Here is a 17,560-nt window from a genome sequence, read left to right as displayed (position 1 = left end):
GCTGTCAGCACGGTCGTCCTGGTGATCGGACCGTTGCCCCGACCGGTGGCGGCGCGGTCGGGCCGCCGGTCTCCCGCGGGAGAGTTCGGGCGGCGGATCGGAACGTCGGCCATCTTCGGATGCCTCCTTCGTCATCGGAATCTCCGATGGTGTCATGAGTGTAGAGCTACATTGTTGACATATCGGCACAGTTCGAGCCCTACCGCCGCGGCATTGCTCGGGCTCGGTACCGTCGGCAAGGCTCTGTCGAGGGGACGGCCGCGAATCCCAGCCCATGAGTCGAGTTCAGCGGATCCATCGCGCAGGACGCTTGCCGCCCATCCGGGGTCGCGCCGCCAAGTGACCACCAGTCCGGCTCCTGAGGCGACGAGGCTCGTGGTCCGTAGGATGAGCATTGCTCATTTCTAGTTGGATTGCAGGCAGGAGGGGTGCGATGCCGTCGAAAGCGGTCGGCCAGCGCCGTCGTCCGACTCAGGAGCGTGCCAAGGCGACGAGGGAGCACATCCTGGATACCGCGGCGCGATTGTTCGGGGAGCGCGGTATCGCCGATACCTCGACCAACCGGATCGCGGCGGAGGCGGGGGTGAGCATCGGTACGGTCTATCGGTATTTCGCTGATCGTGCCGTGCTGGTCGAGGAGCTGCTCGCGCGGTTGCTCGAGACGATCGAGCGGCGGTTCACCCAGCAGGTGTTCGGCCTCGCGGACAAATCGGTCCAGCAGATAATGATCGACGTCCTGGAGACGATCACCGCGGAGTTGGTCGAGAACGCGCAGTTGGTGCGCGCGCTGGTGGCTGGGGTTCAGTTCTACAGCAGTGGTCTTCCAGAGTTCGAACCGCGGCTTCGTCTGCTGGTCAAGGTGGTATTGATCCAGGTTCTCGGCCCGGGTGACGACCACGAGTACGACATGATGACGTTCGTCATCATCAATACCGGCTTCGCGGCCGTGCTGCGCGCTTCCGCCTTGGATGTGGACAGCCGCGAACGCAGAGAGGCGATCGAGATGACCGCCCGAATGATCGGCGCCTGGCTCGAAGCCGAAGGCAAAGCTGTCACCGTTCAACCGGCAATACGCGCTCGGTGATGTCGGACGTGTTCCCGCAGGCAAAAGTGAGCGGGTAACTACTTTCGCGGCTGCGAGGCTCGAAAGATCTGCAAGGTGTTGGACATAATGCCTGTTCATGGCCCTTTCTTCGGCGCCGAACGGGCTGTTCAGAGCGGAGTAGCAGCTGAGCGATCGCTCGGATTACTGTTTCTGTGCAGAAGCGAACTGCCGATGACACCGAGGACGTTCGCGCGGTCGGCGTCTCCCCGGCGGCTGTAGCCCGACGTGAGGTGACCGCGGCTCTATGGTGACGAGGAGGCCACACGTGACTGTCGAGAGCATCGCCCCACCTGAACTCGATATGCCGGCTCCGCTCAACACACCCGCGGTCGACGATCTCCGCGGGTTGGCTCGTGAAGTGGTCGGCCACCTGGTCGATTCAGCCGCGCCCTGCCGGACGACGGCCGACACCGACTTGACCGTGGTGGTGCGGACATGCCTGCAGTGGGCGATTCAGCGCTGGAATGGTGCGGTGTTGCCGGACCGCATCGCCGCTCTGGATGCCGCGGCGGCGCGATGGGCACGCGAGGAGATCCCGATCGGAACTGTCCAGCACGCGATTCATGCGGGGTTCGCCTTCGCGCTGGACAGGATGTTCACCGCACCAGGCCAGGCAGGCCGTGTCGACGTCAGGGCGGGCACCACCTCGGTGCTGGAGGTTCTGCATCTGGCGACAGCGGCGGTCAGCAGAGCCTACGTCCGGGCGTGCAAGGTCACGGCCGTCGAACACCACACCTCGGTGCATACCTTGACCTCGGCGCTGCTCGGCGGCCACGCGACGTCCGCGATGGCCCGCCAATGCGGCATACCGCTGGCCGACGAATATTTCGTGCTCGCGCTCGCGGTACCGGAGCACCCCGACGAGAATCGTCCTCATCTCGACAGACAGGTGGTCGCGCGGCGCAAGCTACGTCGCCTGCAGGCCGCTCTGGCCAGCTTGTTCGGTGCGCGGGCGCTATCTCTGTTGTCGGTCGACGGCGGCACCATCCTCGTTCCCTGCACTGAGACGACCGCCGCGGATCTGGACGATGTCGTGCGGACGCTCGCGGACGCCGCGCGAGTTCCGGTCACCGCGGCCGTCGCCTCGGCCGTGCCCGATGAGGTGTCCGCGGCCGCTGTGCGAGCGCATGAACTCCTCGATACCGTGGAACAGCTGAGCCTCGGGCCCGGTCTGCACCGATTCACCGAGTTGGCGCTGCACTATCAGTTGACCCGTTCCGGAGTCGGCCGCGAGGCGCTGTGCGGCCGGCTTGCTCCGCTGTTCGAATATCCACACTTGCTGGAGACCTTGCAGGTGCACATCAGCACCGACCTCAATCGTCAGCGCACCGCCCGGCAGTTGCATATTCATCCGAACACCATCGACTACCGGCTCCGGCGAATCACCCAGCTCACCGGTCTGGACCCCTCCGACGCAAAAGGATTGTGGTACCTGCGCTCAGCGCTGGTCGCCTGGACCGCAGGCGGCCGGCGCGGGTATACGATGCAGGCCGCCGCGCCGGAGTAGGGTCGCCGCGGGGTCTGGACCCGCGTTCACGCGTCGGGTCGTCGTCCACCCCGGGATCGTTCGATCGCCTGCCCGATCTCGGTCGCGGAGGGCTCGTGGTAGAGCCACTCGCGTGCGAGCTGATGCCAATTGTTGGTGGTGTGGAGCTGGCCGAGAGTGGCGAATGTGAACAGGTCTGCGCGGCGGGAGAAGACGTGCTCGGGCGGGAGCAGTTGGTGGTGCATGCCGCGGAACTCGGCGGCGCGCGGGTCGACAGCGAAAGCCACCGCGGCAGTGGCGACTTCCGGAGTGATCGTGATGTGCTCGTCGAGCAGATGCCATCCCGCGGCGGCCCACACGTACTCCAGGCATTCCTGCGCGGTGAGGTCCGCATTCGAGTCGATGATGCCGCGCCCGGCCCACGCCTCGTACAGGTCCTGGGCGCGGTGTTCGCAGGCAGCCCGCAGACCCGCGCGTTCGAAGTCGACGTGAACGGGGTCCATGCGCTTGTAGAGCCCGAAATCGACGAATGCCAGCCGACCGTCGTCGGCGAGCAGGATGTTGCCCGGGTGCGGGTCGCCGCAGAACTCGCTGTCGCGGAACAGCGAACTGATGTAGAAGCGGTAGATCAGCTCGCCGATACGATCACGTTCGGCGGCGGGCAGGGCCTGGACGTGCTGGAACGATTTGCCTTCGATGAGCTCGGTCACCAGAACATGCCGCGTGCAGTGCTCTTCGACGCTGTCGGGGACGGTGATGAACGGATGGTCGCGGTAGCGCATCGCCACCCGGTGCTGGATGCGGGCTTCGCGGGGGTAGTCGAGCTCCTGGCCGATGGTGCGGGAGATCTCGTCCAGTACCGCGCTGTCGCCCGCGCTCGGCAGGGCGGATCTCCACAACTTCGTGAGCAGTTCCAGGTTGCGCATGTCCGCGTCGATGGCCTTGTCCACGCCGGGGTATTGCGCTTTGACCGCGACTGCCCGTCCGTCACGCAACCGCGCCCGATATACCTGGCCGATCGAGGCCGCGGCGATCGGTGTCTCGTCGAAGTCCGCGAAGACACGGCCCAACGGCCCCAGATCGTCCTCGATGACTCGCCGCATCACTGCGAAAGGCACCGTCGGCGCGCGGTCGCGGAGTTCGCCGAGTTTCGTCCGGAACAGTTCGCGGTGCGATTCGGGGAAGAGGTCGACATCGAGAACCGACAACATCTGGCCCAGCTTCATCGCCGCGCCCTTCATACCCCCGAGCACGGTGACGATCTGCTGCGCGGTCTGCAACGTCGCACGCTCCGCGAGAACCTGGCGGGCTTCCTCGGTCCTTCCGATCATCGACAACCGCGTGCCGACAGTCCGCACCGCCTGGCCCGCAGCCAGCCGGCCCAGCCTGCCGCTGCGTGCCATCCGACCTTCGGGCACCCGACCGGTCACCGTCAGCACCTCCATGACATCAACCGCGGACCAGATCGTTGCCCCGAGGCCACGCACTCTGCACCGCTCGCCGACCACCCTCCCGAACCGGAAGTCAACGGTCAAGGGCGACCTTCGATCTCCGTGTCGACCGGACCCGGACAGACCACGGGCACCGGTTGCGTGCATCCTGATACCGCTTGGGAGAGTGGCGTCTTCGTGATCGCGGATTTCGCCACCGGCGAGTGGTTGCGATGGCACGATGTGCGTGCGTCAGCATATTCGTTCAGCGTGACTTTCTCCCGGATGCTCAATTCCTTGCCCGAGTAGGAGATTCGAATGGTGACCATCATCGGCGGAGGGATTGCCGGGACCGTCCTCGGCGGCGCCCTCGCCCGCAGAGGCGATCGGGTCACGCTGTACGAGCGGCAACCGCGCGACGCCACCGGCGGCGCGTTCCTGTTCATCGACGAACGGGGCCACTCGGTACTACGCGACCTCGGCATCGACGACGACGCGGTGAACGAAGCCTCCTATCCGGTCGGCGCCCTCGAATACGTCGGCAGCAACGGCCGCCACGCCGCGATGAGCCGCGGTCATCGGTTCTGGCTCCGCAGCTCGCTGATGGAGGTGCTCAACGACTTCCTCGCCACCTCAGGCGCTGATCTCCGGTACGACTGCGGCATCGCCGACGTGGCCGTCGACCAGTCCGGGCGATGCCGGATACAGCACGCCGACGGCTCATCGAGCACCACCGATGACATCGTGATCGCCGCCGACGGCATCGACTCCGTCGTCCGGGCACGCCTCGAACCCGACCGCGCCCCCGTCTACGCCGGAGACATCGTGCTCTACGGGATGACCTCCACGTCGGTAGAACCGGACACCGAACCCCGGATACTGCACTTCTTCGCCGAGCTGGACGCCACCGGGGCAGCCGCCAGCACGTTCGGCCACATCTGGCGGCCCGGACACGCCGCCCACTGGTTCATCCGGATAGCCCGCGCTCCTCTGGACGGCCCGGACGACGCGGGCGTGCGCCCCACCAGCGAGTGGACCGACACGGTCCTGCGGGCCACGCCATCCATCAACGACCTGGTCGGCCCCCTGCTCGACAAGACCGACTCCGTCCACGTCAGCAACGCGCGCAACGTGCCCCTCGCCGCCGCCGCCCAGCCGACGTTGCCGCTCCTGCTCATCGGTGACGCCGACCACGCGATCACCCCCGCGGCCGGCGTCGGCGCGCGTGACGCACTCGAAGACGCACACGCCGTCTACCGCGCTCTCACCACCGGCGGCTGTCCCGCCGAGGCAATGGCTGTGCGCCGCACCGAAATAGTCGACGACAGGCAGCGCGCCGCCCGCGGCCGCGCCGACGTCTCCCGGTAGCCCGACGAAATGGCCTCGGTCGACTCGGGGGCCGAGTCCGTCATCGCGCCCGGGCCCTGCCTCTATCGGAGGGTAATTGCCGCGAAATGGCAATAGTGGCACGGGTTTTCGTCGTCGATTGATAGCATGCGAACGGCCGCCGGGCCAATACATCGGCAGCAGGCAGGGGCGATCATGGAAGTGGCGGACGTTCACCACTCATATGGCAGGCGGTTGGTGCTGCGTGGCATCGACTTCGTGTTGCCCGCGGGAGCGCTGGTGGGAATTGTCGGTGAGAACGGGGTGGGCAAATCCACCTTGTTGAAGGTCCTCTCCGGAGGGCTGCGACCGGACCGGGGAGTGGTTCGGCACCGTGGGAGGTTCGGCTACTGCCCGCAACAGGTGGTCCTCAACGACGCGTTCACGGTTCGGCAGCACCTGGAATTCTTCGCCGCGGCCTATGCGATCCCGGACCTGCGGCGGGCCGAGAAGACCATGGAGATCCTGCGTTTCTCCGAGTATGCCGGTGAGCGGGTCGCGACGCTGAGCGGCGGCACACGGCAGAAGCTCAACCTGACGCTGGCGGTGATGCACGATCCGCAGGTTCTGCTGCTCGACGAGCCGTACCAGGGTTTCGACTGGGAGACGTATCTGCGTTTCTGGGATCTGGTCGCGCAGTTCCGCGACACCGGTCGCTCCGTTCTGGTCGTCTCGCATCTGGCCCACGACACCGACAAGCTGGACCAGGTGTGGCGGCTGCACGACGGCGTCCTACAAGGAGTACGGCAGGAGGCGGGATGACCGACGGTGTGCGGCTGTTCGTGATCGCCACGCGGTACGGCCTCGTCGAGCATGCGCGCAATCGGTTCGCCATGCTGTTGGTGGCTGTCTTCGTCCCGATATTGATCACTCTGGTGCGCGTGGCGGTCACGGATGTCGAGGTACCGTTCCGGCTTCGGGACACCGGTCTCGTCCTGCGCGCCGATGGCAATGAACTCGCCCAGATCAGCGGCGCCCTCACCGCGGTCTCGCTGATCATCGGGTTCATGATGTTCGCGGCGACTTTCAGCAGCGGAGCATTCGACCGGCGTCTGTCGATGGCCGGATTTCCCCGGGTCGCGCTGGCTCTGGCGAAGATCGCCTGCCTGGTGGTGGCCTCGATGGTGGTCTGCGCGTACGCCACCGCTGTCATCTGCTGCTACTGGGCGCCCCGGCAGCCCGTCGTACTCGCTGCGGCGCTCTTCTGCGCGGCGTTGACCTACGGGGCCCTCGGTGTCGCCCTCGGCGCGCTGCTGCGCCGCGAGGTGGAGGGGATGTTCGCCATCGCGATGATCAGCTGTGTCGACCTGGCCGTGCAGAACCCCATCGCCAGCGCCGGGGCGGACAGCGAATTCGTGCGCTGGCTGCCCTCCTACGGGGCGATGCAGGCTTCGACCGCGGCCGGTTTCTCCGACACCACGCCGTTGGGGGGTTTCGCCGTGCAACTGGCCTGGTTCACCGCGTGCACCCTCGTCGGACTGGTTGCATTCCATCTGCGCACCCGCTCGTCGCTTCGACCTACGACGTGGATCCGCTTCCCTGGACCGACGAAAGCCCGGCAGCCGGTGAAGAACTGAGGGAGTGTCCCGCGCGTCCACCTCGGTGAATCACGCGGGCCACATCCTGCTTCACCCGCTGCGGGACTTACGGCACGGCAGGAGCCGGTTCGGCGGCCGGGTAGTAGTAGACCTCGCGGCGCAAGCGTTCCAAGTCCGGCGCCGCGGAAACCGCGGGACCGGAATTCTGCTCGTACCGATCGCTCTCACGCGCCCAGAGCCCGACGCGGGTCATGTTCGTGTAAATCTCCGCGTAGTCCTTCCCCTTGCCCGACAGCCCGGGAAGCACGCGCAAGAGGGCGGGGACGTAGCGGAGCAGCGCCTCGAGCTGGGCGCGCTGATCCGCCACCTGGCGCTGCACCTGCTCCACGGCTTCGCCGCGGGTGCAGCCGGTCTCGTGACGGACCGCCCTGACCAGGTTGTAGGGGACTTGGTCGGCCTCGTCCTGATCCAACCCCGCGAGGTCGTTCTCCACGAAGGTCACCCAGAAGGCGAGTTCCTCGAGACGGCGGATCACGGGGTGGTTGCGCAGCTGCGACGGCAGTTCCTGGCCCTGGTGCACCTCCATGCAGGCGAGGGCGGTGTCGATCCCGCTGGTCGACATCCGCAGCGGCAGGTAGTCGGCCGTGGGCGGGATGTAGCCGTTGATGCGATGGTGCGCTTCGCGTTCGCAGGCTTCGCACCAGTCCTCGAGGCCGTCGAGGAACTGCTCCTGCCAGCGGGTGCTGCGGCCTTCTCGCAGGCGCGGCCACAAACTCGCCCACGCCGTCGGGATCGCACCGGGCCGCCACGGTTTCTCCGGGTCCTGGCGCAGTGTCGCCACCATGCCACGCTTCAGCGCGGTGATGGCCGCGGGGTCGGTCAGTTGCGGATCCTCGAACAGGTCGTCCCATGCAAGGAGCAGCACCGCCATGCGGTAGGCGGTCTGTTCGACGGCCGGAGATATCGCTGGGGCCCAGTGTCGCGGGATCCGGATCGCTCCTATCCACCGGTGGTAGTCGGCCTCGCCCGGGGAGGCGACGAAGCCGGTGTCCACCATCCAGCTCCGCAATGATTCCGCGACCTGCGGCGGGAGGACATCGCTGTGCGCCTGGGGTGTCTGTGTCGACTGCTGGGGAACCGCGGGGCCAGGCGTTCTCCGGTCGAGTACGGACCCGGCGTAGGCGGTCATCGCGTGGCGGGTGCGCGTGTCCACGGTCAGGGCGGCGAGCTGACCGGCGGCCTGGTCGAGGAACTCATCGGCTTTCGCTCGTGCTTCGTCCACGGCGCCGGAGGCGATGACGAGCTCGCGCGCATGTGCGGCTTGTTCACGCGTCATCGCTCTGCGCAGCAGGCGGGCAAGGTCGTCGTCGCGGGCAACGGCGCGGATCACGGGGAGGGTGTAGATGCCCTCGGGCAGATCCGTGTTGACAGGCTTGCCCGCTTCTTCGGAGGTCGAGGTCAGGTCGAGGATGTCGTCATACAGCTGGTAGGCCAGCCCGAAGTGTCGACCGAACGAAGCCAACGCCTCCTCCTCGTCCTCGGAGCGGCCGGCCTGCATCGCGCCCACCCGGCAGGCCAGCGACAGCACCGCCGCGGTCTTGCCGTCGATCGCGTCGAAATAAGACCGCTCGTCGCGGGACGCTACGTAGAGGTCGGCGGCCTCGATCACCATCCCCGCGCACATCTGCTCACCCGCGATCGCCCCCGCGAGAACTTCGCGCGAGCCGAGTTCGGCCAGCATGCGCACGCTCGTGAGTATCACGGAGTCTCCGCCCAATACGGCCATATGCGAACCCCAGACCGCGTTGGCACTGGGACGGCCTCGGCGCTCGTACGCGTGATCGACGACGTCGTCGTGGTAGAGCGATCCCAGATGCAGCAACTCGACGGCGGCAGCGGCCCGCACCACCCGGTCGTCGGCCGGGACCTCGGGGTCGGTGAGCAGGTAGTACGACAACAATGTCAAGGTAGGGCGGACCAGGCGGCGGTATGTGTCGGCCCCGTCGTCGGTGAGCGCGGCCAGCTCGGGCCTGCCCCGCAACTGCACGGGGCCGAGGACGTCACGGACGCGGTCGAGGTCCGCATCCAGATGGGGGAAAACAGCCGAATCGATCTGACGTGGCACGCGCGCACTCCTGACTGGTTACACCGGTCGACTACAACACCAACGATCAACGGCAATTCGACACCACAATCACGCGGAAAGTGTTGGTATCGGACATTTTTGATGCGACACGTAGGGTCGATGACAGCGCACAGGGCAGTGACAGCGTGGGCAACCCCGGCTGGCAACCGGGGTCTACCAGGATCTCTCGAAGCCACTCCCGCAGCGGTGGGGCACATGTCGGGGGTGGCGATGCGTGGGGGCGCGAAGCCGCGGTCGACGGTCGCGGGATTCTCGCCCCTTTCGGCACGGTTCGGTTGCGATGAGCGAGGGTTCCTCCGCGGCTCTTCCGCCCCACCGGAATGTCGGTGGGGTGGAGTAGGCAGGTGCTATGACTCGATCCACCACAGCTCCGGACCCCTCCCGGCCCACCTCGGGTCCGCGCCTGCTGGACGTCCGTCGCCTGTGGGCCGAACCGGACGCGCTGGCGAGCCCGCGCGGGCAGCAGGTGCGTGCGCGTTTCCCCGACGCCGAGATCATCACCGTCGCCTCGCACTGGAATATCGACCAGCTGCACGGCAACGCGGGCAACGTCGACCGCTGGGTCCGGGTCAAGACCGAGGACCTCGTGCTCGGGGTCAAGAAGTCGCTGACGGCCCGGGAGAACGGTCGCTCGGCCGACTGGATCGCACCCTCGACGTCCAACGGCTGCGCGATGGCGTGCGCCTACTGCTACGTCCCCCGCCGCAAGGGCTACGCCAACCCGATCACGGTGTTCACGAACATCGACAAGATCGTCGGCTACCTCGAGCGTCATGTGCGAAGGCAGGGGCCCAAGACCGTGCCGAACCAGTGCGACCCCCACGCGTGGGTCTACGACCTGGGCGAAAACAGCGACTGCTCGGTCGACGCCCTCGTCAGCGACAATGTCACCGATCTGATCACCGCGTTCGGCGCGTGGCCCACCGCGAAGGCCTCGTTCGCCACCAAGTACGTCAACCGCGACCTGCTCGACCTCGACCCCCGCGGCCGGACCCGGATCAGGTTCTCGCTCATGCCGGAGGCCGACGCCCACCTGCTCGACCTGCGCACCACGCCGATCCGGCAGCGCATCGCCGCGATCGACGACTTCGTAGCAGCCGGCTACGAGGTGCACGTCAACTTCTCGCCCGTCGTCGTCCGCCCCGGCTGGGAAGAGGACTGGGCGGAGCTGCTGGAGCAGCTCGCCGACGGCACGGGCTCCGCCTTCAAGGCCCAGGCCGCCGCGGAGATCATCATGCTCACCCACAACGAGCAACTGCACGAGGTCAACCTCGGCTGGCACCGGAAGGCCGAGAACCTCTTGTGGCAACCGCCGATCCAGCAGGCCAAGCGCTCTCGAACGGGCATGTGGAACGTGCGTTACCGCAACAACGTCAAAGCCGCGGGAGTCCGGACTCTGACCGACCTCATCGCCCAGCGGACGCCCTGGCTGAGGGTGCGCTACGCGTTCTGAGCCGCCGAGCTGCCATCGCCGAACGGCGTTCGGGTCGATCGATCGGTGATCTGCGTCACTCTCTTGTCACGATGCTCGCTCGGGCGGTGTCTCGATGCTCATCGGCGCCGAGAAGGTGGCCCGCTACATCACCGGCGGTACCGGCAAGGTCAGGATCGAGGCCGTACTCAGTTGCGAATCCATCCTCGTCAACGGCAACCCGGCATTGGCATTACGCCTGGACGGCGTGCTCGACGGCATCATGGCCTTCCATGTCGAGGCCGATCGCATCACCGGCCTCTACTTCGTCCGCAACCCGGAAAAGCTGACCCGCGTCGAGTCCGAGACACCGCTCACCCTGCGCTGAGTACCCACCGTCACGGCGCTACGGCGCAGCTGTGTCGAAACCGAAGTAGACCTGGATGGTGGTGCCGTGCTGGGTGGTGTGAATGCGTACGAGGTCGGTGAGATGGTTGACCAGCAACAGGCCGCGACCGCCCGGCCGGAAGGAAGCCGCGGGCAGGCGGCCCGCCAGCGGATCGGTGATGTGGCCTTTGTCGCTGATCTGGCAGCGGAGCTGGTTCTCGTCGGTCCACATCGTCAGCGTTCCGTGCCCGCCGCCGTGGACGACGGAATTGGTGGTGGTCTCCGCGACGACCAGCTCGAGATCGATCAAGCGGTTCTCGGGCATGCCCGCGCGGCGGGCGTAGTCGGTGGCCTGGTGCCGGACCTGGGCGAGTGACGTCGCGTCGAAGGCCACGCCGGCGGCGGTGGCCGGTGGGGGCGGGAGCGGCCGGTTATAGGAGTCGACGATGTGGTCGGGGTCGTACTCGGCGCTCGTTCGCCGGCCGGTGCCGTCGATGAGGACGGGATGAGTGGCGTGCGCGTCGGCCAAGACCTCGGGTGACAGGCGCTCGGTGTCATAGGGACACAGGATGCTCACTTCCCGCCCGGTGAACGCCGCGTTGATCAGAGCTTCGTGCTGAACGCACGCCGGATACTCCAGCGACGAGCGTCCGGCCCAGATGGGTTCGCCGATGATCCGCACGCGTCCGGACGGGTGTTCGTCCGCGAAGGCGCGAAGCACTCCGGGAATGATGCGGCCCGGGTTGCGGCCTTCGACGGTCATGTCCATCAGGCGGACCGCGTCGGCGTCGGAACCCAGTTCTGCGCGCAGAAGGGCCAGGTTGGGGCCGGGAACCGCCACCGCGACCGGTTCGTCGTTCGCGAGCCCTTCGCGGATGAAGCCGATGGTGCCCGCGAGGTATTCCTCCGTGTCGCGGTAGAACAGCGCAGGGTGCACGAATGGGTCGGTCGGATCGCAGGCGGCCGACGCAGCGCCAGGAATGCTCATGTGTGCACTACCTCGATCGTGTGTAGGGAGGGCCAGAACACTCCGAGGACACGAAGCATCATCGCCGGGGGCCGATGCACCACGATTCGTCGTGCCTGCGGTGACCGAGTGGCGGTTTCTACCAGAATCGAGGTTCCGTAGGCATCGATGAACGTCAGCTCGGACAGGTCCAAGTGGACGTCGTGGTCCCCGGTGGCCAGCTCCGCCAGAGCGGAGCGCCAGTCATCGCGGGTGGTGAAGTCGACCGCGCCCGCGCACCGCAGGCCGGCGGGACTGCTGGTCCGAGACGTCCGGAGAGTCGACGGACCCGAGGTCGCCGTACTACTCCCGGGTGTGGCCGACGGCGCGGTATCCACTGCTCACCGACCTCCCATTGGCCATCACCGGCACGACGCGCAAGATATTACGCGTCCGTGCGCATCGGCCGGGACGCGGCTCGGCACGAGTAGCCGCAGGTGCCGTGGGTACACCGCGGGACGGATTGCGGCGGCGATCGGTGTGCGGACGATCGATCCGAGCCAGCAGAGCTGTGGGAGCACCTGGGCGGCAATGAGTTCGACCGAGTTCGGTCGACCACAGGCCCGTGATGATGGCCAGTTGCGCTTCGAGCCGGGCGAACCTGTCCTGCGGGAACGGGATGCCGTAGGCCGCGTGCTCCTCGGCGAACCAGCCGCCGCCCAGGCCCGGCTCGACCCGGCCGCTGGTCCACTCGGGCGTGCGGTTCGGTGACGACGCGTAGCTTCATGCCGGCCATCATCCCTCGGGCTCCGCGGCGAGCATGGACGAATCCGGTCCCGCCCATAGGAACCGCCGGAAGCGTTGTCACGGAACAGTTCTCGGTGGACTCGCAGCCTCGCGCGTTCCCGGCTCTCCATGAAATATGACTGCGGTGGTGTGTCCGGAATGTGGTAGGTTCCGCTTGTTCGTGTCGATCGGTAGCAGTATCGGAGGTGGGTTGATGGCGGCGCGCGAAGCCGTTGCCGGGCAGAGCGTCCGGGTACTCCCCACGCTCCGGCCAGCGGCCTGACTCGTATTCCGTTCGCCGCCGCGCGAGTCGCCGCGGCGCCCTACACGAACACGAAGGAATTCTTCCTACGATGACGATTCGTCAAACCTGGATGACGCGTGCCGAGACCAGCGCCGATATCCCTGTCATCCGTCGGATCGATCTGGCGGCCTTCGACACCGCACTCGAGGCCGACCTGGTCGAGGCATTGCGCACCGACCCGGCGTGGATCGAGGGCCTGTCCATCGTCGCCACCGATCACGACGGCGCACCCGTCGGGCACGCGCTGCTGACCCGCTGCCACATCGGTGACACTCCCGCCTTGTGCCTCGGCCCGGTGGCCGTGTGGCCGGAGCACCAGAACACCGGAGCCGGTACGGCGGCGATACGTGCCGCCCTACATGCCGCGGCGGAGCAGGGTGAACACTTCGTCACGGTCCTCGGGCACGCGGATTACTACCCCCGGTTCGGCTTCACCCGTGCCTCCGCACACGGGATCGGCCTGACCATCGAAGTCCCGGACGAGGCGATGATGGCCCTCACCCTCGATACCCGGTACCCGTTGCCCAGCGGGACCATCCGCTACGCCGCACCGTTCGGCATCTGAGTTGTTCACCGTGGGGCTGTCACCCGGCCCCACGGTGAACCCGAAACCCGACGACGCGCGTCCAGGTGCCGCCCGGAAGCCGGTGACACGACCCCGCCCAAGAGGGTGCGTTCGCCGCCCGGTTCAGCGCCGATAGCGCGGGTATCCGCCGCCCTGTGGTGGATTCGTTGCGACGGGCTGTGAGCACGCCCTTGCTGTTCTTCTTCATCCTCGGTGACATCCTGGGCGCGGGCGTCTATGTGCTGGTCGGGGCCATCGCGCGGGAATCGGTTGGCGCGGTCTGGCTGCCGCTGCTGGTCGCGCTCGGTCTCGCCTGTCTCACGGCAGGCTCGTATGCCGAGTTGGCGACCAAGTATCCGAAGGCGGGCGGCTCGGCCCACTACACCGGCCGGGCGCTCGGACCGGCGGCCGGATCGCTCGCCGGTTTCTGCATGCTCGCCGCGGGTGTCGTGTCCGTGGCGGCGCTGAGCAGGGCCTTCGCCGCAGACTACCTTCGTGCGCTGGTGACGTTGCCGACCGTGCTGGTCGTAGTGGTGTTCCTCACCGTGTTGGCATTGCTCAACGTCTATGGGATCAAACAGTCCCTCGGCGCGAACGTCGCCGCGACGCTGATCGAACTCGGCGGGCTCGTCGTGGTCATCGGGCTCGGAGCGTGGGTGGTCATCCGGGGCGACGCCGACCCGGGCCGGCTCGCCGAGTTGGGGACGGCGCAGCAGGGCGCTGTCGGTGCGACCCTCGCGGGTGCGGTCCTGGCCTTCTATTCGTTCGTCGGGTTCGAGACCTCCGTGAACCTGGCGGAGGAGGTGGCCGACCCGCGCAGATCCTATCCACGAGCGCTCTTCGGGGCGCTGCTCACCGCCGGTGGCGTGTACTTGTTGATCGGGCTGGTGGCCGGTGCGGTCGTACCCACCGATCAGCTGGCGAACTCGAGCGGTCCACTCCTCGAGGTGGTGCGACTGGCCGGGGGTGTCCCGGAGAAGCTGTTCGCGGTGGTCGCCTTGGTCGCTGTGGCGAACGGGGCCCTCCTGACCGGCATCATGTCCTCGCGGTTGGCCTACGGCATGGCCCGCGAGGGGCTGCTTCCGAGCGCGCTGGGCCGAATCCTGCCGGGACGCCGGACGCCGTGGGTGGCGATCGGGGTGACCGCGGCTGTGTCGCTGCTGCTGGCGTCGACCGGGGAGGTCGCCTCGCTCGCCGAGACGTTGGTGTTGTTACTGCTGGTCGTCTTCGCGGCAGTCAACGTGTCGGTGCTGATCTTGCGGCGTGAGGGCGAGCAAGCGGAGCACTTCCGAGTGCCCACCGTCGTGCCCTGGCTGGGCCTGGGTTCCTGCTTGTTCCTGTTCACTCGGATCGACGGGGAGGTGTGGCTGCGGGGTGCGATCCTGATCGGCGTCGGGATGCTGTTGGCTGCCGTGAACGCGGTCCGTGCGCACCGGTCCCGGGTGGACGGTCGTGGCGCCTTTCCGGCGAGTCGAGGCGCATGAGGATCCGCTCGGTATCGCGGCCGGGTATCAAGAGGCCCTTGCGTCGACATAACCCCGGTGGTACACAAAATCTGTGAGCACATAAGTAGATTTTCTACCAATCTCAGATCCGGTATCCGGTAGTCGGTCCGGATACCGCCCGCGGGCGCCGCAGCGCCGATCGCAGTACGGAGAACGAATCGGAATCCCCTGAACTCGCACCTGTCTCGGAGGTCTACGCAATGACATATCCAGCACACGGCAACACCTTGCTCGGCAGCGGAGTCCACGGCTCCGGCCCGCGGGTGGGCAACCCGCACTCGGCGCAGCGCGTGCTCGCGGTTCCGGACCGTCCGAGCGAATGGCACCCGGGAATGCTGTGGTGGGACGCGAGCACAGTGCTGGTGACATACCCTCGGCCGGGCGCTACGGGGCGCTGGAATACCATGCCGCACCTGGTGTTGCCGATCGACCACGGGCGTCTGGCTTTCCGTATCTCGTCGCATTCCAGCGAGGCTCGGCATCTGGCCGGTGACCGTCGGGTCATCGTGCAAGCGGCCGACTGGCGCGGCGAACCTGCCCTGGGCTCTCGGCAGCACCAAGGCATGGCCGAATTGCTGCGGACGGGACCCCTGTTCGAGCAAGTGCGGACCGGAATGCAGACCAAGTACGGAAAGCGAGTCGGCTTGGCGCGCCTGGCCCACAAAGTGGCGATGGGCGCGGCCCCCTACGGCGACATCGTCGTCATCGTCACCGTGCGCGAGAACCGCCTCCTCGGCATATGACATCCACCGCCATGTGACATCGCTGTCGTAGACGGTGAACAGGCCTTGGGCGGGACGATTTCTCGTCGCACTGGACACATGCACGGAGTGCTGTCCATACGATGGGGTTCGTCGTGTCGCGGAAGTCGTGGCGCACCGATGGCCGGAGGTCGCCGATGAAGGTTCATCTACAGGTCACCGGAGCGCCCCGGCAGGTCGCGACCGATGCGCGCGAGCTGGCCGCGACCGGGGCGGACGGCCTGTTCACGTTCGAGGGACCACACGACGTGTTCTTCCCGCTCGTTCTCGCGGCAGGCGCGACGTCGGTGGAACTGATGACGAACGTGGCGATCGCCGGGCCACGCAGCCCGATGCACCTGGCGCATGCGGCCTACGACCTGCAGATCTACAGCGAGGGAAGGTTTCGGCTCGGGCTGGGCTCGCAGATCCGCGCCCACATCGAGAAGCGCTACGGCAGCAGCTGGGGTGCGCCGGCGCAGCGCACGGCGGAGAGTGTGGCGGCGGTGAAGTCGATCTTCGCCGCGTGGGAAGGATTGGGGCCGTTGAACTTTCGGGGTGAGTACTACACGCACACCCTGATGCCGCCCACGTTCGATCCGGGGCCGAATCCGTTCGGTCCGCCACCGGTGCTGATGGGCGCGCTCGGACCGGTGATGACCCGCAAGGCCGCGGAGGTCGCCGACGGACTGCTGGTCATGCCTTTCAACAGCAGGCGGCACTTCACCGAGCGCACGCTGCCCGCCATTGCCGAGGGACTACGCCTGTCCAGCCGGACCGCCGAGGAATTCCCGGTGATCGGTCAGGTCATGGTGGCGCTCGGACGGACCGAGGAGGCACTGTCCACCGCGGTGGACGGGGTGGGCTCGCTGATCGCGTTCTACGGTTCCACGCCCGCCTATCGGCCGGTCCTCGAGGTCGAGGGATGGACGCAGCTGCACTCCCGGCTCCACGCGTTGTCCAAGACAGGCGGCTTCGCGGAGATGCGGTCGCTGGTGACCGACGAGATGGTGCGCACGATCGGGGTGGTCGGCACCCCGCGCGAGTGCGCGGCGCAGATCCGAGCCCGTTTCGGCGATATCGACGAGGTGTGCTGCTATTTCCCGGGCTACACGCCGGACGCCGCGGACGTCGCCGACCTGGTGGACGCGTTGCACGAAAACCGGAAATAAAGCCTCGGCGAGTACACCGGGGTGCTGTGCGCGATTACTTACACACCCGGCCCGGTCCGGGTTCCGCTACAGACGATCGAGGCGGTGGAGCGCGAGACGGAATTCGTCGCCGAATGAAATCCGCGGCAGTGCGGCGGTTCGTCTGTCCCGCTTTCGAGTCGGGCGAGGTGTGTCAACTATCCGGACTATTCGCGCGAAGCCCCGATAAGGGAAGGCGGGTGCGGTCGGAGGGGATCGAGCGCACCCACCCTCGCGCCTCTGCGGCAGCTGCGCAGCGGGCACAACCGACGCGGGCGGCATCGGGATCACCCGACGGAGACGAATGCGAGAACCCCCGGAAACCCCGACCCGTGACCGACCTTAACCCCACCGGACCGCGTATGGCAGAGAAAACGCGAACCATATTGGGCGACAGCGAGAATCGGGTCCGCGCACATGCCGGTGTACGCGGTGGTCACTTCCGCGACGCTCGAAACGGAGTACCCCGATGAGGGCCTTGCGCCGACCGGAAATCGTCGAGCTGCTCTCCGGCGACACCGTCGCTCACTTGGCGACCATCGACGCGGACGGATTTCCGCATGTGACCCGATCTGGTTTCTCTGGACCGACGACGTCTTCCGGCTCACCAGTTTCGCCGGGCGACCGCATCTGAA

Annotated in this window: 15 protein-coding genes; 11 read left to right on the top strand and 4 right to left on the bottom strand. The window is 67.1% G+C overall.

What is annotated here, in order from left to right; translation table 11 throughout:
* Nucleotides 1–433 precede the first annotated feature (433 nt).
* Both M8859_RS07030 and M8859_RS07025 read left to right on the top strand, forming a co-directional pair.
* On the top strand, nucleotides 434–1,084 hold the full coding sequence (locus tag M8859_RS07030) for a TetR/AcrR family transcriptional regulator (RefSeq protein WP_195071378.1): 651 nt from the start codon (nucleotides 434–436) through the stop codon (nucleotides 1,082–1,084).
* Nucleotides 1,085–1,370: 286 nt separating this feature from the next.
* Entirely contained in the window at nucleotides 1,371–2,612 is a 1,242-nt protein-coding gene (locus M8859_RS07025) for a PucR family transcriptional regulator (RefSeq protein WP_236565777.1), read from the top strand.
* A 26-nt stretch (nucleotides 2,613–2,638) separates the two neighbouring features.
* Here M8859_RS07025 and M8859_RS07020 read toward each other — a convergent pair whose 3' ends face one another.
* Nucleotides 2,639–4,021: an ABC1 kinase family protein gene (locus M8859_RS07020; RefSeq protein WP_249644017.1), complete on the bottom strand. Its 1,383-nt coding sequence runs from the start codon at nucleotides 4,019–4,021 to the stop codon at nucleotides 2,639–2,641.
* Between the two features lie 318 nt (nucleotides 4,022–4,339).
* On the opposite strand from M8859_RS07020, the gene M8859_RS07015 reads away from it, so the two are divergent.
* The 3 genes from M8859_RS07015 to M8859_RS07005 all read left to right on the top strand — a co-directional run bounded on the left by M8859_RS07015 (nucleotide 4,340) and on the right by M8859_RS07005 (nucleotide 6,984).
* Nucleotides 4,340–5,389 (top strand): FAD-dependent oxidoreductase, encoded by a 1,050-nt coding sequence (locus M8859_RS07015; protein ID WP_159930606.1) that lies wholly within the window; start codon nucleotides 4,340–4,342, stop codon nucleotides 5,387–5,389.
* Nucleotides 5,390–5,563: 174 nt separating this feature from the next.
* Nucleotides 5,564–6,169 (top strand): ABC transporter ATP-binding protein, encoded by a 606-nt coding sequence (locus tag M8859_RS07010; RefSeq protein ID WP_159930607.1) that lies wholly within the window; start codon nucleotides 5,564–5,566, stop codon nucleotides 6,167–6,169.
* On the top strand, nucleotides 6,166–6,984 hold the full coding sequence (locus tag M8859_RS07005) for an ABC transporter permease (RefSeq protein ID WP_159930608.1): 819 nt from the start codon (nucleotides 6,166–6,168) through the stop codon (nucleotides 6,982–6,984). The genes M8859_RS07010 and M8859_RS07005 overlap by 4 nt, the downstream gene beginning before the upstream one ends.
* A gap of 67 nt (nucleotides 6,985–7,051) precedes the next feature.
* Here M8859_RS07005 and M8859_RS07000 read toward each other — a convergent pair whose 3' ends face one another.
* Nucleotides 7,052–9,070 (bottom strand): polyprenyl synthetase family protein, encoded by a 2,019-nt coding sequence (locus M8859_RS07000; RefSeq protein ID WP_249644005.1) that lies wholly within the window; start codon nucleotides 9,068–9,070, stop codon nucleotides 7,052–7,054.
* 370 nt (nucleotides 9,071–9,440) lie between these two features.
* Between M8859_RS07000 and M8859_RS06995 the strand changes: the two genes are divergently transcribed.
* On the top strand, nucleotides 9,441–10,544 hold the full coding sequence (locus tag M8859_RS06995; RefSeq protein ID WP_249644004.1) for a spore photoproduct lyase family protein: 1,104 nt from the start codon (nucleotides 9,441–9,443) through the stop codon (nucleotides 10,542–10,544).
* Nucleotides 10,545–10,638: 94 nt separating this feature from the next.
* A complete protein-coding gene (locus M8859_RS06990; protein ID WP_195071379.1) occupies nucleotides 10,639–10,890 on the top strand; it encodes a sigma-70 family RNA polymerase sigma factor family protein in 252 nt (83 codons plus the stop codon).
* A gap of 18 nt (nucleotides 10,891–10,908) precedes the next feature.
* Here the strand turns inward: M8859_RS06990 and M8859_RS06985 are convergent, their stop codons facing one another.
* Both M8859_RS06985 and M8859_RS37570 read right to left on the bottom strand, forming a co-directional pair.
* Nucleotides 10,909–11,877 (bottom strand): anti-sigma factor RsbA family regulatory protein, encoded by a 969-nt coding sequence (locus M8859_RS06985; protein ID WP_159930612.1) that lies wholly within the window; start codon nucleotides 11,875–11,877, stop codon nucleotides 10,909–10,911.
* Nucleotides 11,874–12,233, bottom strand: a complete 360-nt coding sequence (locus M8859_RS37570) for an STAS domain-containing protein (RefSeq protein WP_195071381.1) — start codon at nucleotides 12,231–12,233, stop codon at nucleotides 11,874–11,876. The genes M8859_RS06985 and M8859_RS37570 overlap by 4 nt, the downstream gene beginning before the upstream one ends.
* A gap of 741 nt (nucleotides 12,234–12,974) precedes the next feature.
* Between M8859_RS37570 and M8859_RS06975 the strand changes: the two genes are divergently transcribed.
* The 4 genes from M8859_RS06975 to M8859_RS06960 all read left to right on the top strand — a co-directional run bounded on the left by M8859_RS06975 (nucleotide 12,975) and on the right by M8859_RS06960 (nucleotide 16,907).
* Entirely contained in the window at nucleotides 12,975–13,490 is a 516-nt protein-coding gene (locus tag M8859_RS06975) for a GNAT family N-acetyltransferase (RefSeq protein ID WP_195071382.1), read from the top strand.
* 179 nt (nucleotides 13,491–13,669) lie between these two features.
* On the top strand, nucleotides 13,670–14,974 hold the full coding sequence (locus M8859_RS06970) for an APC family permease (protein ID WP_249644003.1): 1,305 nt from the start codon (nucleotides 13,670–13,672) through the stop codon (nucleotides 14,972–14,974).
* 221 nt (nucleotides 14,975–15,195) lie between these two features.
* A complete protein-coding gene (locus M8859_RS06965; protein ID WP_159930616.1) occupies nucleotides 15,196–15,738 on the top strand; it encodes a hypothetical protein in 543 nt (180 codons plus the stop codon).
* Nucleotides 15,739–15,893: 155 nt separating this feature from the next.
* On the top strand, nucleotides 15,894–16,907 hold the full coding sequence (locus M8859_RS06960) for a TIGR03617 family F420-dependent LLM class oxidoreductase (protein ID WP_159930617.1): 1,014 nt from the start codon (nucleotides 15,894–15,896) through the stop codon (nucleotides 16,905–16,907).
* The last annotated feature ends 653 nt before the right edge of the window (nucleotides 16,908–17,560 follow it).

The organism is Nocardia sputi (genome assembly GCF_023501985.1).
Note: the sequence above shows the minus strand (reverse complement) of the source record. Positions and strands in the feature narration are given on the sequence as shown.

Excerpts from the sequence above, each read along its gene's own strand:
- M8859_RS07030 (WP_195071378.1), top strand. The coding sequence starts at position 434 with ATGCCGTCGAAAGCGGTCGGCCAGCGCCGTCGTCCGACTCAGGAGCGT.
- M8859_RS07015 (WP_159930606.1), top strand. The coding sequence starts at position 4,340 with ATGGTGACCATCATCGGCGGAGGGATTGCCGGGACCGTCCTCGGCGGC.
- M8859_RS07010 (WP_159930607.1), top strand. The coding sequence starts at position 5,564 with ATGGAAGTGGCGGACGTTCACCACTCATATGGCAGGCGGTTGGTGCTG.
- M8859_RS07005 (WP_159930608.1), top strand. The coding sequence starts at position 6,166 with ATGACCGACGGTGTGCGGCTGTTCGTGATCGCCACGCGGTACGGCCTC.
- M8859_RS06995 (WP_249644004.1), top strand. The coding sequence starts at position 9,441 with ATGACTCGATCCACCACAGCTCCGGACCCCTCCCGGCCCACCTCGGGT.
- M8859_RS06990 (WP_195071379.1), top strand. The coding sequence starts at position 10,639 with ATGCTCATCGGCGCCGAGAAGGTGGCCCGCTACATCACCGGCGGTACC.
- M8859_RS06985 (WP_159930612.1), bottom strand. The coding sequence starts at position 11,877 with ATGAGCATTCCTGGCGCTGCGTCGGCCGCCTGCGATCCGACCGACCCA.
- M8859_RS06975 (WP_195071382.1), top strand. The coding sequence starts at position 12,975 with ATGACGATTCGTCAAACCTGGATGACGCGTGCCGAGACCAGCGCCGAT.
- M8859_RS06965 (WP_159930616.1), top strand. The coding sequence starts at position 15,196 with ATGACATATCCAGCACACGGCAACACCTTGCTCGGCAGCGGAGTCCAC.
- M8859_RS06960 (WP_159930617.1), top strand. The coding sequence starts at position 15,894 with ATGAAGGTTCATCTACAGGTCACCGGAGCGCCCCGGCAGGTCGCGACC.